Consider the following 14,128-nt stretch of genomic DNA (forward strand, 5'->3'; position numbering starts at 1 on the left):
TGTATTTGCGCTTCGTACTCGGATGGGCGTTGAGCGTGTAGCTGTCGCGTGATCCGCGCTTGGTCCCGCGATTGCGGTTGATCTCGTCGAACATCCACTTCTCGATCAGTGGTTCGTGGGCAGGCTGCGGTGACCACACCCACTTGTACGGCTCGTTGACACGCCCGTGTTTGGAGGTCGTCGCGCGTCGGTTGAAGACCTGGTAGCCGGTGTACTTCGGATTGCCGAGGATGTTGTAGACCGCGCCCCTCGTCCAAGCACCGCGGGTGCGTGCTTTACATGGCGCTTCGGGAGGCGGGTACTTGTCAGGATCGGCGTTGAGCCGATCAGCGATCGCCGTGCACCCGAGGCGCTCGTAGTGCCTCCACAGAGCCATCTGCGTGACCGCTGGGCCCCGGACGACGTCGGGCTCCAAGCGGGATTTGGTCTTCCCCTTCTCCGCCTTCACCGGGCTCGGGTGCGGGACGATCTTCGCGGTGTAGCCGTAAGGTGGCTGACCGATGTTCCAGCCGTCGCGGACATGGGTGCAGAGGCCGCCCCACGACTGTTCGAGGGTGTTGAGGACCTCGTACTCCGCGATCGACTGGTTGATCCGCCGCTGCAGGATCCGCTGTGCTCGGCTTCCGGACAGGGTCATCGGCTCGTTGGACGCGAACAGCGGGACGTCGGCGTGTTCGAGCTCTCGTTCGACCGAGAGCCCTTCGAAGGCCCGGCGAGCCACCCGCGAGACGCTCTCGCAGATCACCACGTCGAAGCGGCGGTCGTGGCGAGACGCCTCTTCTAGCAGGTCGGTGATACCGCCGGCGCGGGGTACTGGGATGTCGAACCGCTCATAGCCGGAGCCGAGACCGCGTTCGTCGAGTTCGAGACGACCGGACTCGACGTCGAAGAAGTGGGTCGTGATCACCCAGGACGCGGGCAAGGCGTTTTTGCTGTTCGTCAGCTGGCGGATGATGGACTGACGTGGGTCCTGCTGGTCCTCGGTCGAGGTGCGAGCGAGGAAGGCCACGCGGACTTCGTCGTTGAGCAAGGCGCGCGGCATCCCCAGCGGTGACACGGCGTAGTCGGACAATCCCGCTGACGGCGGTGCCCAGTCTTGTATGGTCATTCGAGATGATCGTCCTTCTCGGACTCTTCGCAGAGACGCGACTGGGCCCAGCCGAGAAGCTCGTGGGTGATGGCCGCGATGCGGGTGCGGACTCGTGCGCCCTCTGCGCCGGAGATGTCGTCGACCCGACCGGAATACGTTCGGCCGCGAGCGTTGTCGAGTCGCCAGACGCTGTCGGAAGACGACGCTAGCGTGGGTTCGTCGGCAGCTGCAAGCGCCGCGGCTTCCCCATCGATCGCTGGTGGACAGCCGGTTTCGCCGGTGGTCCGATGATCCACGAGAACCCCCTTCGCCCGTGACCGAGACTTCGGGCTCCGTGAGGGAGACATGGTCGTGCCGTGCTCGCGCGATGCTTCATCCGATTTCGCGGTGGATTTCGAAAGTCCGTCGAGACCTGCTCCGCCGTGGTCTCGATCGCTGTCTCGGGATGAGTTCACCACCGGCAGACCACTCCAGAACAACCACTCGTCCGAGTGAATGCCGGCTTGCTCCCGGACCGGGGCAAGGATCCGGCCGAGCAAGGGGGCGAGGGGCGACTCCGACGCTGGCTCGGATCTTGTCACCCGAGCCAAGGAGTCGGTGTCATGTCCGCCTCGAGCAGCCGATCCACCGCGAACAGCCCGTTGACGATGCTGCAGAACCAGTTCGCACAACCGCGCACCGTCGCAAAGTTCGGCCAGGCACTGTGTGCGTGGTCCTCGGAGGAGCCGGCGTTGTCGGGGATCGCCGATCACAGCGACCTGGTCGGGCTTCTGTCCACCCGGGACTACGACCGGCACGACGAGGTCTTGCACGCGCTCCTCGTGCGAGCGGCCTCGGATGGCGAATCGGGCGTGATCGCCACCGAGATCGTGGTCAACGCGATGCTGCCCGCGGTCCCGGGCATCGTCGCGCGAGTGGTCCGGGCCGCGCGTGCGGCGACCGGAGGAGTCGGTGCCCGACGTGGGGTGACCGGTGGCGGGGTCTCGGCGTCCGAGGACAGCCGAGACATCCAGGCGTCGGTGATCGGTCATCTCTGGGAGCAGTCTCGGTGCTATCCGCTGCGTCGCCGGCACCATGTCGCGGCGAACTTGATGCGCGAGACCCAGCGTGCGGCGCAACGAGACTTCGGCGTCGACCACGGCCAGGCCGCCGCGGACGTCGTCAGCATGGACGACGACGAAGTTCACCGACCGCTGGCCGCGGCGCAAGCCGAGATGGATGCCTCGGAGGAGCTGCTCGAGCTGTTGTCGTGGGCGATTCAGGAGGAACGGCTCGACGAGCACTCCGCGACCATCCTGACCACGCGGTACTTCCACGGCCCGCTCGGCCGCGACGGCGTTGCCACGGACCGGCAGATCGGTGCGCTGACCGGCCTGAGCCAGCCGACGATCACCCGGCACCGCCAGCGCGCGGTCGAGCAGCTGATCGACGCCGTGGCGGAGTTCCTGGGCGGGGACCTGCCGTGGGCCGGCTGAATCAGATCACCCCGGTCGATCCGTGCCTCTCAGAAGCAGTCCCGTTCGAGCTTGGAAGGAGGAGGTTGTGACGCGGATGTCCACTCTCCTCCCTGATGCGGAGACGGAAGCGGCGCTGAGGGGTGTGACCCGGCGCGGTGGTCGGCTGTTGGCCTGGCTGGCCGTGCTGGCCAGTCCGCTGCTCACAGTCGCCGGTCTCGTGGTCCTCCAGCCAGCGGGTGCGCCGCCGATGCGGGACGGCGGCGCACCCGCGCCCTCGGTGGGCCCCGAGGGCTGGGCCGAGATGTACGTTCGAGCCTGGCTCTCGGCGACACGAGACGACACCGCGGGGATCGAGACCTTCTACCCGGCAGGCACCAAGCAGCTGCGAGAGCCGGGCAGTCAGGTCCCGATCGATACGGCCGTGGTCTCGTCGGTCTCGCCCGCCGGAGGCGTGTGGTCAGTCGTGGTCGTCGCCGACGTTCTGACACTTCAGCCGGACGGTAAGCGCAAGGCTGCGTTGTTGTGCGCCCAAGCGACCATGGTGGGCGCCGACGGCTCCTGGGTCGCCGCTGCGCTCCCTACGCCGGTCGCCTGCCCGGGCGCGCACGGCTCCGCGGCTCTTGCCTACGACGAGGTCGCCGATCCGGAAGGGTCGATCGTGCAATCGGTCAGCGGTTTCCTCGCTGCTCACCTCGCGGGGCAAGGGCAGCTCGACCGGTTCGTCAGCCCGGGAGCAAGCCTTGCTCCACTGCTGCCTCCGCCGTTCGCCGCAGTGCGGATCAGCGAGGTGCGGACGCACGAGAAGTTCGAACCCGGGCAGGCCGCTCGCCCGCTTGACGGCACCGTCGTTCATGTTCTGGTCCACGCCGAGGCGTTCGACGCCACCGGGCAGACCACACCGGTCGACTACGCGCTGACGCTTGTCGCACGCGCCGGCCGGTGGGAGATCAACCGCATCGATCCGGCGCCGCTGATCGCGGGCGGGTAAGCGAGGAGAAGTCCGATGATCGTGCTCGCCGCGGACGTGAAGTCCTGGATCGACATCAACCTCGCGTGGGGTGACCAGTCCGTCCGCCGGCTGATCCTGCTCGCGGCGATCGTGGGCGGGATCGGGCTGCTGATCGGCACCCGTGGGAATTTCACCCGGGCGATCAAGTACGGCGTGATCGCGGCGATCTTCCTCGGCATCCTGCTCAACCTCGACGGGGTCGCCGGCATGTTCGGCGCCTGGTTCACCCATTGAGCGCGCCGAAGAGCCGCGGCGAGGTCCTGGTTGGCCGCTCCTACACCCGCTCGCGCCGGTTCCCGCGCATGTTCGGGCGGATGCCCGGCCGCGACGGCGGCTATCTGCCCGGCGGGCCCTACACCGTCACCCAGGGCACCTTGTTCCTGATCTTGCTGGTCATCGTGTGGAAGCTGCCGCTGCTGGACTGGTTCGGACCGGCTCGCTGGGGGCTGCCGCTCTCGGCGGTGTTCCTCCGCCGCGCTCGCATCGAATCCCGGACCCCGCTCGGCTGGCTCGCCGGCCTCGGCGCGCACCTGCTCGCGCCGCCGGCCGGGATGCTCGGCCGCCGTCCGTTCCGGCCCGCGCGGCCGGAGCACACCCGCGGCCGGCTGTACGTGCACCTCGGCGACACGGTCGAAGAGCCTGTGGCGCCGGTGTCGTCGTTGCAGCAGGTGCTGGCCCAGGTCCGGGAGCGGTGATGGAGTTTCCGGTGACCGATGTAGCGGGCAACCTGCTGTTCTGCGTCGACGGCTCGGTGTGGGCGGTGTGGCGGGTGCTGCCGCACGAGAGCGCCCGCTCCACCGGCCGGCAGTTGCGAGCGCTGTACGACAGGACGGTGACGTTGATGAAGTCGCTGCGCGGGGAGGTGATGATCGCGTCGCTGTGCGAGCAGGTCCAGCCGCACGCGATCGTCCAGCGCTGTCTCGACGGGATCGATCTGGATGCGAACCCGCACTGGGCCGAGACCGTCCACAACGCCTGGGACCAGCTTGAGCACCTCGACGTCCTCGGCCGCAGCTTCTGGCTCGCCAAACCCCTCACCGGCCACAGCTGGAAAGAAGCAGCCCAGGCAACGGCGCGCGCCACGGCCGCCGCGCTCGGCGAGCTGCTCGGCATACCCGCCCGGCTCGCGTCAGCCGCTGCGGTGGCAGCCGGTCGGGAACGAGCACGGGTGGCGGCTCAGGAGCTCGGCGGTGCGGTCCCGTTCCGGCCGGCGACCGAGGCGGAACTGCTGTGGTGGCTCACCCGCGCACCCGTCCGCGGGGTGAACGAACCCCAGCTCGACCGGACCGACGCCGTCCACAACACCGGCATCGCCGTCCGACGGGGGAGCGGACGCGCCCGGCTGACGACGCTGCGCAGCTGCGTGTTCGATGAAGGCGGACGGACCGATCAGGCCGAAGATCGACAGGGCTGGGGACCGCTCGGACTGTTGAACCGGCGGTTCGTCAAGTGCGTCACCCCGGGCGACAATGGCGCGGTCTCCAGTTACCAGGCATTCCTCGTGCTGGCCGAGATGCCGCGGGCATTCACGTTTCCCGGCCACGAGATCCTGGCCCGGCTGGCCGACATCGGCTTCGGTGTCGACTATGCGCTGCGGATCACCGCCCGCTCGAACGAGGACGCCCGCGCCGCCAACCGCCGCCGGACCCGCGACCTGATGAGCCAGGACGAGGAGCACGCCGGCGACACCGCCGGCGTCCCGGCGGACGTGATCTCGGCGCAGGAGGAGATCCAGCACAAGAACGCCCGCCTCGGCGCCAGCTCCACCGAGATCGACCTCGAAGTCGGCGTCGTCGCCTGCGTCTGGGGTGAGACTGCCCGCGACGCCGACGCCCGCGCGAAGGCGCTGCGGCAGGCGTTCCTGGGCGGGCAGTACCGGTGGGAGCGACCGCTGGGTGGTCAGCGGCAGCTGTATCAGGCGCTGCTGCCGGGGAGCCGGACGACGATGGCGGTGCGCGAGTGCAGCCAGAACCTCCTTGCCACCGACGCCGCGATGCTGCTACCCGTCTCGGCTACCGACTTCGGCGACCCCACCGGCGCGCTGTTCGGGCTGACCGTCGACGGCGGCGCCATCACCCCCTTCCTGCTCGATCCGACCTACGGGCCCACCCACGACTCCTCCGGCGGGATAGCGGTCATCGGCGAGCTCGGCGCCGGGAAGTCGGTGATCCTGAAGAACGTCGCCGCGGTCGTGCGGCTGATGCTCGACGGGCGGGTGATCGTCATCGACCGGACGCGCAGCCGTGAATGGGTACCCGTCGCCGCGGCGCTGCCGGGGAACGCGCAGATCGTCGACATCATCGATCCCAGCATCGACGATCGGCCTGCCGCGGCCGAGTTGCGGCACTCCTGCGACCCGCTGCGGGTCTTCCGCACCGCCGGCAAGTCCAGCACCGGGATCGCCGAGACTTTCTTCGCGTCCTGGCTTGACTTGGAGTCGAACTCAGCCGAGCGGGACGCGCTCGGCCGTGGCCTCGACGCCGTCACCGGCCATCCGGACACCTCCAGTAATCGACTTGTCGACATCCTCCGCAAGCACGGTGCGCGCGACCCGGCGGCCCGCGCGCTGGCGGACCGGCTCGAGCGGCTGCGCCGCGACCCGATCACTCGCCCGATCTTCGACCCCGACCTCGTCCCGGTGGACCTGTTCGGCGCGGAGATGGTCGTGTTCTGCACCAACGAGATTCCGCTGCCGAGCGCGCTGGAGATGAGCAACGAGCGGATGGCTGCCCGGATCCCGCCGCGCAAGCTCTTCGGCCGCGCCTTCCACCTGCTCATCGCGGCCATCGCCAAGGAAATCTGCTTCACTCCGGGCCGGTGGGGTGAGTTCATCTGCGACGAGGCTTACAACGTCACCGGCACTCCCGAGGGCCAGCAGATCGCGCTGGAGTTCGTGCGTGACGGCCGCAAGCACGGCGCCGACGCTGCCTTCGGGTCGCATGCTCCGCAAGACCTCGGCGATGAGGTCCTGCGGGGACTGATCGCGGTGCGGTTCCTCGGCCGCCACCGCGATGACGGCCTGGCGCGCAGCGGACTGGCCTGGCTCGGTGTCGACCCTGCCGACGTTCGCTACCACGAGGTCGTCACCAAGGACCTCTCGCCGCTGAACCCGGCCGGCGGTGAGGAGGAGCGACGCGCCCGGGCGGGCGAGTTCCTCGTTCGTGACCACAGTGGACGAGTCGGCAAGGTCAAGGTCATGACCCAGTCGTACCGCACGCTGCCTGACGCCGTGCTCACCACGCCCTCCATTGCTCGCGGCCACCACGCCTGACCTTCGAAGAATTACCGGCAGAACTCAGCGCGCGCATGCGATGCCCTCGCGTGCCGAGTTCCGTATCCCCAACGAATCGGCAGAACGCTGCGCGACGCCGCCGACCTGCATGAAACCACCCGACCGGAGCCCTGTCTGAAGCACGACGGCGCGACGGGGAGGGCTGATGAAGCTGGCAGTGGCGTTGACGATCGCCATCGCGGTCGCCCTGCTGAATTCCGGCCCGGCTGCAGCGCAGACCGCACCGAACCCGTGCGAGCCGTACCCGACTTGCTTGTGGATTCCCGGCAACCAGCCGGCACCGCCGAAGCCGGATCCGGACGCGCCGCCACTGCCGCTGCAGGACGACCCCGGCCACCACGTTCACCTCGGCGGGATCTTCAGTATCGACGACGGCTACGGCCGCGATCTACACAACTACGACCTTTTCGCCAACCTGCCTTCGCTGCTGGACAACCCGATGCCGGCGATCTGGCTGTGGCTGGCCAACATCGGCTTCGCAGTCGGCAAGTACGCGGTCGGATTCTCCGTCTGGTTCACCGAATGGGCTGCCTCCACTCAGGTCTTCGACTGGATCAAAGCACCGGCCCGCGACCTCGAAGGCATCTGGCAAACCTCGGTTATCGGCGCGCTGAAGCTGCGCGAGATCGCGCTGCTCATCGCCACCTGCTACCTCGGGCTGCTGTTCGCCAGCGGCCTGACCACCCGGGCGTGGCGGGAAACCGCGTCGACCATCGCGGTCAACGTCCTCGCCATCGCGATCCTCACCCACCCCGTCGACGTCCTCATCGGCGACGACGGCGTCCTCTCACTCAGCCGGGACCTCGGCGCCGACGTCTCCAGCGTCATCATGGGCCAAGAGCCTGGTGGCGCCGGGAACCCGGCCGCGCCGATCGGCCAGGGGTTCATCGACAACCTGCTGGTCACGCCCTGGGAGACGCTCAACTACGGCACCCCGATCAGCCGGGTCCGAGGCATCTCCGGCGCCTGCCAGTACTCGGTCAAGAAAGTCCTCGACGACGGGCCCTGGTCGAGCAAGGACGACAGCACCAAGGCCCGAGAACTCGACGGCTGCCCCGGCGACTACGGCAAGTACAACGAGGTCGCCGACGGCGACCGCGCCCTCGGATCCTGGCTCTACGCCATCGCGATGCTCCTGTTCGCGATCCTCGTGATCTGCCTGAACACCGTGCAGGTACTCGCCCCCTACCTGCTGCTGTTCGAAGGACTGCTGCTCGCTCTTGCCCTGGTCGCCGCGCTGGTGCCGTCGATGCAGCACCAGCTCGCCTACCGGGTCAGCTCGATCGCCGCCACCATCGCCAAGCTCCTGGCCGGTATGGCGTTCCTCGCCGTCATGACCGTGTTGCTGCGCACCCTCATGCTCGCCGACCTCGGCCCGCAGCTCGTCCGGTTCGCCGTCATCGACCTCGTCGTCTTCTCCGGATTCGTCTTCCGCAAACGGCTCGCCGCGAACCTCCAGCGTGTCCGCGGCCAGGTCAGCTCCCGGCTGCAGCGCCTCGGCCGACCCCGACGCGCCCCGAAGGCCCTGCCGACGCCGATTGTCCCGGCCGGCCCAGACCGGCTGGCCCGGACCGCCAGAGCCGGGACGGCAGCGTTCACGGAGACCATGGCACCAGTCGGACGGCTGAAGGAACGTCTGGTCACCGCGGGCCGCGCTGGTGGGAAGGCGCTCAACTACACCGTCGGGGCGCCAGTCTCCTGGCCGCAAGCCGCACGACGCGCGCAGACGGCGCTCACCGCGAAGGCCGGCGTCGCCAAAGCCGCACTGGCACGTCGCGCCGACGCAGCGAAGACGTACACGACCGCCTACGCCGGCAACCTCGGCACGGCGACCGGCGTCGTACCGGCGTGGCACGCGGCGACCACCGTGCTCACCGCACTCGGCGACCGAACGGACCGGCCGAAGCCTGGCTCCTCGACCTATCGGGAGGCCGAGCTCACCGCGGTGACGCCACCGGCAGCCGGCCGGACACCGGAGTTCACCGGCACCGACCTCGCTGCTGCAGCCCGTGGCCGCAAGTTCGTCCCAAAGCCATCAACGCAGCTGCCGGAGTCGCCCCTGCCGCCGGCGATGCTTCCCACGCCCGTTCCGTGGGCGCAGCGATTGCGCGATCGGCTCGGCAACTCCCCGGACCGGCGATGAACCCTCTGCTTGCGCTGCGCGCCGCCGAGATCGCGCGGGACCAGGTCCGAGAACATCCGGGGCGTTGGGGATGCCTGGCCGTGGTGCTGCTTCTCGGGCCGCCCGCCACTTGCGTGCTGATCGTCGTCGTCCTGCTCACCACGCTCACCGGAGCCGGCGACACGAGCTCGGCTTCCGCGCCCGGTGACGGTGCGGTGGCCGACATCCCGCCCGACTACCTCGTCCTCTACCGCCAAGCCGCCCAGACCTGCCCTGGGCTCGACTGGTCGATCCTCGCCGCCATCGGCAAGATCGAAACCGACCACGGCCGTTTGAGACTGCCCGGCGTCCACAGCGGGGAGAACAGCGCCAAAGCCGGCGGCCCGATGCAGTTCCTGCAAGCAACCTTCGACAGCGTCGTCGCTCGCCACCCGATCCCGCCCGGTGGCGCGCACCCGCCGTCGCGGTACAGCCCGCACGACGCGATCTACGCCGCCGCGGCCTACCTTTGCGACTCCGGCGCCCGCGACGGCCGGGACCTGCACGCCGCGATCTTCGCCTACAACCACGCCGAGTGGTATGTGCGGAAGGTCCTCGATCAAGCGCAAAAATACAACTGCGGCGCGGTGCGCGCGCCGAACAGCAGGGTCCAGGCCGCGATCGAGTTCGCGTGCGGTCAACTAGGTTTGCCCTACGTCTGGGGTGGCGACGGCCCCGCCAACGGCGACCGCGGATTCGACTGCTCCGGCCTGACCAAGGCGGCCTACGCCGCAGCGGGGATCGCTCTGCCGCGGACAGCGCAAACCCAGTACAACGCCGGACCCCGGATCGCCCTCGATCACCTGCAACCGGGAGATCTGGTCTTCTTCGGAAGCGGTCAGGGACACATTACGCACGTCGGGCTCGCCCTGTCAGACGGTTCGATGATCAACGCGCCAGACTTCGGCACGCCCGTCAGGGTCGACGGCATCGGCAAGGCGTTCGGCGCCGCGCGACCGACGGCGCCTCGGTGAGCACGGGTTTCAGGTACGAGGCCAGATTCGCACTCGCCAGACTACTTGAAAGACGTCGGGATCGCCGTCTTCGGCGATGTTGCGGGATTCGAGCCGTTGCGCGCGGAGGTAGTAGTCGCCCGGACCTGGCAGTGCGACGGTCTTGTCGCCCTAGGCGAGGCAGTGATGCAGTCGATCATGACACGCCCGTTGGGCGTGTGGAAAACCTGTTCTGTAGCGTCGTCGGCCCCGAGCGCGCTGATCCCGTTGGTGAAGATCAGCAGCCGCGCCGCCCGCGGCACGCGACTTTCTGGCGCCTCGGACCAGATTTCGAGCGTGACTTCCGGGGACAGCGCCCGGTCTGAGGTGGGGAACAGGGCACCGCCGCGTCCTGCGGAGAACAGCCAAGCGGGGTCGCGCGGGATGTCGAGGCCCGCGTAGGTGTCGTCGCCGAACACGTCGAAGATCGTGAACTGTGAATGGTCGACCGGAATGGTGGCGGTGTGCACTTCTGCTTGGCCTTGGCCGGCCATGCTTCCTTCCCGATTCGCGCAGCTCACGGCAGCATAGATCAAGTTCTATCTGCGCTCGCAAGCCGCGCGAACGGGTATTCTTCGCAGTCGTTCGTCTCACCGGGAGCCGCGAGGTTGGGCAAACCGTGTAATCCTTGCCCCACTTCACGATGCACGCCTCGCATGGAACGGTTTCCCGGCTTCCTTGACTGGTCTCGAGTGGCGGACCGAAGGAGAGACGTCGTGCCGGTGATCGATGACCGTGGTGTTCGCGGAGCGTTCGCAATCATTCTCAAGTCCGTAGATTGCGCTGGTCAGGCAGAAAAACCGTGGCCTGCTCCGAATGCCGACATGTTCCCCGGCACGCGCGGCCGCCAGGCCGTGCTGGAACACCGTGCGCCGCAGGCGCTCCGTCCAGGTGACCTTCTAGCGAGCGGCGCGTTCTGGTGGGTGACCACCGCGGTGGTCGCGATCCTGATCGCGGTCCTCGTCCTCCACCGCCACTTCCGTTCCCACCACCTCCGCTCCCGTGTCCGGTTCGACCTGCTGCCGACCGCCAGCTTCGATCCGTCGTCGCAAGCCGTGCGGAGTTTCGCTCACCAGCTTGGGCGAGTGCGGCCGGTGCGCGGCTGGGTGCCGAAGAGCGCGGTCGGGGTGCGGATCCGGTTCAGCACGGAACCCGAGTTCGGGACAATGCTGATGAGCGTGGAGGGACGCGAGTCCGTGACCGGCGTGCTCAACAAGCTCAGCTATCCGGATGTCGAGATCCGGCGGGTGGTACCCGAGGGTGAAACGGCCACCGTCGACGGCGAGGGCGATGCGTCCTCGCCGTCGACGGCACGGCAGTGATGATCTCTCCCCAGTGATCTACTGGCCACGCGCGGCTACTTCTTGGTGGCGGCGACTTTCGTGCGTGGCGCGCGCTTGCGCGGGGTCGGGGCTTCGACCTCGGCAGTCTGGGCCGCGTCGTAGGCCGAAATCACCTCGGAGGACAGACGTCCTCGCTCCGACACTTCGTAGCCGTTCGCGTTCGCCCAAGCGCGGATCTGCTGGTTGCGCTCCCGGTCGGTCGAGCTGGTCGTCGACTGGCCGGTCGCGACGCGGACCTTGCGGCCGCCGGTGCGGCGACCGGCGGCGATGTACCGGGCGAGCTCGTCGCGCAGGGCGGCGGCGTTCTCGTCCGAGAGGTCGATCTCGTACGTGACACCGTCGAGCGAGAACGGGACGGTGTGGGCGGCGGGGGTGCCGTCGATGTCGTCGAGCATCTCGACGAGGACCTTCTGGGCCATTCCTGCTCCTTGAAGCGGTATATACCAGTTTTCTGGTGGTTGTGACCGAGCACACCAATACCTGTGCTCCACAGTGGAGTATAGCCATACCGGCCGGTTTGGGGAGATATATCCCCCGTCCTGTATCGAATACACCCGCCTTCGTGCGTGGCTTCGAGGAAACCTTCACTTGCGGGAGGAGAAGCCACCGTGAAACCGCGAAGGGCGGCAACGGGCAACGCGGATCTGCACCTTGCGCGCGGGGAGCTGGTGCTCGCGCGTCCGGCCCACTTGCCGCTGGCGGCATTGCCTGTCCGCCCGGACGATCCGTTGCAGGCACTGGCCAACGCACTCGGTGACGTACGCCCGGATCTCGGTGAGTCGGTCGACGTATGCCTTGACCTCGTTCCGCTCACGCCGGCCCGGATCCGTCATCACGCGCGACACGTTGCCGAAGAGACTGCCCTCGGTTCGCGGCTGTTCAGGGCGGTCGGCGAGGTGCTGACCGACCTGATCGGCGAATTCCTGCCGACCGCCCGAACGGCCGGCACGCGTCGGACAGCGACGAAATCGGCGCAGCGGGTGAGAAACAAGTTCGCGACTGATGAGCCCGTATTCGCTGTTCAGGTGCTGATTCGCGCGCAGTCGGAGATCCCGGGGCGCGCGCAGGCGCACCTGCGGAGCGTGATCGGTGCGTTCGACGTGTATCGCGGCGAGAACTACTGGCGCGTCCGGGGTCCGCGGATCTTCGGCTGGCACTTCGGAGCGGACACCTTGCTGGTGCGCAGGTCCTTCGACCGCCGGTTCGGGACCGGCATGGCCAAGCCTCGTCCGGGGTCGATGGTGACCACGAGCGAGATCGCCGCTCTCTTGAAGCCGCCTTCCGGCCGCTGCCAATCCCCGGTGATCGCTCGTAGCCGTGGCTGGGTGCTGCCAGCGCCCCGGGAGGTCCCGACTTACCGGCCAGGCACGGGGTTGGTGCGGCTCGGCTACGTCACCGACGTCAACGGAAGCGAACGCTTGGTCGGTGTACCCCTGCGGGAACTGCTGTTTTCGGCGCGATTCGGCAAGGCCGGCTTCGGGAAAACCGAAGAAGCTCTCGTGCAAGCCATCGAGATGGGGCGGCTCGGCGGTGGCGTCTGGTTCCTCGATCCGCACGCCGACGGCTGGAAACGCGCCAAGCCGTACCTGTCGAATCCGGCCCTGCGCGGCCGGCTCTGGGAGGTGAACCTCGACGTCCGCGGCCGGAGCAAGCGCTTACCGGGCTGGAACCCGCTGAGTATGCAGGGCTTCACCGAGTCCGACATCGAGGACCGCGTCGACGCGGTCGTGACATCCTTCGCCACGGCGCTCGGTTGGGGAGATGCGGCTCCGCGGGCGAAGTCCATTCTCACCAAGGCTTGCGAGGCGCTGTGCTACCTCGCGATGCGGCTGCCGGCGGACTGCGCACCGACGATTTTCCAGATCCCGACCCTGTTGGACGACGAGACCTGGCGCGAGTCCGTGCTCCCGGTGCTGAAGCCGAGCGTGCGCAGGTATTGGACCGATTCGTTCCCGAAGCTCGCCCCGGATGCGACGACGGTGGTCACGAACATCATCAACCGGTTGCGGACCAGCCCGACGCTGTCGGCGTTCCTCGGATCCTCGGTGACGACCTACGACGTCCGGCGGGCGATGGACACCGGGCGAATCGTGTTCGTCTGCACCACCGGCAGCGGCGAGACGAACAAGCTGATCACATCGTTCATGATCTACGACCTGTTCCGGGCCGGCCGGTCCCGCGCCGATACGCCGGTGGAGCAGCGGCGCAGGTGCGACGCGTTCGTCGACGAGCTCGCCGCGGTCGACGGCGCGTCCCGCGGCTACCTCGCGGCGATCCTGGAGCAACTGCGCAAGTACCAGGTCGCGCTGCACGCGATGAACCAGATGCCCGACCGGCTCGCTCCCGAGACGCGCAGGGCGTTGCTGCAGAACCAGTCGCTGCTGATGACCTCTGCCGCGGCGATCGATGGCGCCAGGACCGTCGCTCGCGAGTTCGGAGGCTTGGTGCAGCCGGCGACCGTGACCGAGCTGGAGCAGTTCCACCACGTCGTCACCGTCACCCTCGGCGGTCAGCGCACCACGCCGTTCAAGATCCGCGGTCTGCACGTCGACGACGAGTTCGCCGAGCACTTCCACCCCGAGTGGAACGACCAGGTCGACGCAGCTCTCGACGCCAACCTCGCCCGCCGCCCGATCGGCGAAGTCCTGGACGAGCTGGAGGACCTGGACGACCGGATCCTCGCCGCTGTGCAGTCTGCCCGCCCCACGCCGCCGTACCGCCGTGGCCGTCCACCGACCCGCGGCAGCGGCGCCGCGATCGACCTGACCTCGACCGTGGAGTGAA

General features: G+C 68.3%; 12 protein-coding genes and 1 pseudogene. 9 read left to right on the plus strand and 4 right to left on the minus strand.

The annotated features are described in order from the left end of the window. Nucleotides 1-79: 79 nt before the first annotated feature. Together ACWEN0_RS27875 and ACWEN0_RS27880 are read right to left on the minus strand one after the other, a co-directional pair. Nucleotides 80-1,108: pseudogene (locus ACWEN0_RS27875) on the minus strand (recombinase family protein); the annotation flags it as partial. Continuing rightward, nucleotides 1,105-1,386, minus strand: a complete 282-nt coding sequence (locus tag ACWEN0_RS27880) for a hypothetical protein (RefSeq protein WP_451979599.1) — start codon at nucleotides 1,384-1,386, stop codon at nucleotides 1,105-1,107. The gene ACWEN0_RS27880 and the pseudogene ACWEN0_RS27875, both read right to left, overlap by 4 nt. 306 nt (nucleotides 1,387-1,692) lie before the next feature. On the opposite strand from ACWEN0_RS27880, the gene ACWEN0_RS27885 reads away from it, so the two are divergent. The 7 genes from ACWEN0_RS27885 to ACWEN0_RS27915 all read left to right on the plus strand — a co-directional run bounded on the left by ACWEN0_RS27885 (nucleotide 1,693) and on the right by ACWEN0_RS27915 (nucleotide 9,983). Then, the gene (locus ACWEN0_RS27885; RefSeq protein WP_451979602.1) at nucleotides 1,693-2,565 is read left to right on the plus strand and encodes a hypothetical protein; all 873 of its coding nucleotides are present in this window, start codon (nucleotides 1,693-1,695) and stop codon (nucleotides 2,563-2,565) included. 76 nt (nucleotides 2,566-2,641) lie between these two features. After that, on the plus strand, nucleotides 2,642-3,535 hold the full coding sequence (locus ACWEN0_RS27890; protein WP_451979830.1) for a conjugal transfer protein: 894 nt from the start codon (nucleotides 2,642-2,644) through the stop codon (nucleotides 3,533-3,535). Nucleotides 3,536-3,550: 15 nt separating this feature from the next. Further along, on the plus strand, nucleotides 3,551-3,790 hold the full coding sequence (locus tag ACWEN0_RS27895) for a hypothetical protein (RefSeq protein WP_451979605.1): 240 nt from the start codon (nucleotides 3,551-3,553) through the stop codon (nucleotides 3,788-3,790). An 80-nt stretch (nucleotides 3,791-3,870) separates the two neighbouring features. After that, a complete protein-coding gene (locus ACWEN0_RS27900; RefSeq protein ID WP_451979608.1) occupies nucleotides 3,871-4,251 on the plus strand; it encodes a hypothetical protein in 381 nt (126 codons plus the stop codon). A 74-nt stretch (nucleotides 4,252-4,325) separates the two neighbouring features. Next, nucleotides 4,326-6,827 (plus strand): ATP-binding protein, encoded by a 2,502-nt coding sequence (locus ACWEN0_RS27905; RefSeq protein WP_451979611.1) that lies wholly within the window; start codon nucleotides 4,326-4,328, stop codon nucleotides 6,825-6,827. A 166-nt stretch (nucleotides 6,828-6,993) separates the two neighbouring features. Beyond that, nucleotides 6,994-8,991, plus strand: coding sequence for a hypothetical protein (locus ACWEN0_RS27910; protein WP_451979614.1), 1,998 nt, complete (start codon nucleotides 6,994-6,996; stop codon nucleotides 8,989-8,991). Then, complete coding sequence (locus tag ACWEN0_RS27915; protein WP_451979617.1) at nucleotides 8,988-9,983, plus strand: C40 family peptidase; 996 nt, start codon at nucleotides 8,988-8,990, stop codon at nucleotides 9,981-9,983. Before ACWEN0_RS27910 ends, ACWEN0_RS27915 begins: the two co-directional genes overlap by 4 nt. A gap of 41 nt (nucleotides 9,984-10,024) precedes the next feature. On the opposite strand, the gene ACWEN0_RS27920 is transcribed toward ACWEN0_RS27915, so the two are convergent. Continuing rightward, the gene (locus ACWEN0_RS27920; protein WP_451979620.1) at nucleotides 10,025-10,495 is read right to left on the minus strand and encodes a hypothetical protein; all 471 of its coding nucleotides are present in this window, start codon (nucleotides 10,493-10,495) and stop codon (nucleotides 10,025-10,027) included. 222 nt (nucleotides 10,496-10,717) lie between these two features. Here ACWEN0_RS27920 and ACWEN0_RS27925 point away from each other — a divergent pair, with 222 nt between their 5' ends. Beyond that, nucleotides 10,718-11,323 (plus strand): hypothetical protein, encoded by a 606-nt coding sequence (locus tag ACWEN0_RS27925; RefSeq protein ID WP_451979623.1) that lies wholly within the window; start codon nucleotides 10,718-10,720, stop codon nucleotides 11,321-11,323. Between the two features lie 35 nt (nucleotides 11,324-11,358). On the opposite strand, the gene ACWEN0_RS27930 is transcribed toward ACWEN0_RS27925, so the two are convergent. Next, the gene (locus ACWEN0_RS27930) at nucleotides 11,359-11,763 is read right to left on the minus strand and encodes a histone-like nucleoid-structuring protein Lsr2 (RefSeq protein ID WP_451979626.1); all 405 of its coding nucleotides are present in this window, start codon (nucleotides 11,761-11,763) and stop codon (nucleotides 11,359-11,361) included. 189 nt (nucleotides 11,764-11,952) lie between these two features. Between ACWEN0_RS27930 and ACWEN0_RS27935 the strand changes: the two genes are divergently transcribed. Next, a complete protein-coding gene (locus ACWEN0_RS27935; RefSeq protein ID WP_451979629.1) occupies nucleotides 11,953-14,127 on the plus strand; it encodes an ATP-binding protein in 2,175 nt (724 codons plus the stop codon). Nucleotide 14,128 lies beyond the last annotated feature (1 nt).

This window comes from Amycolatopsis sp. NPDC004378 (assembly GCF_053602455.1).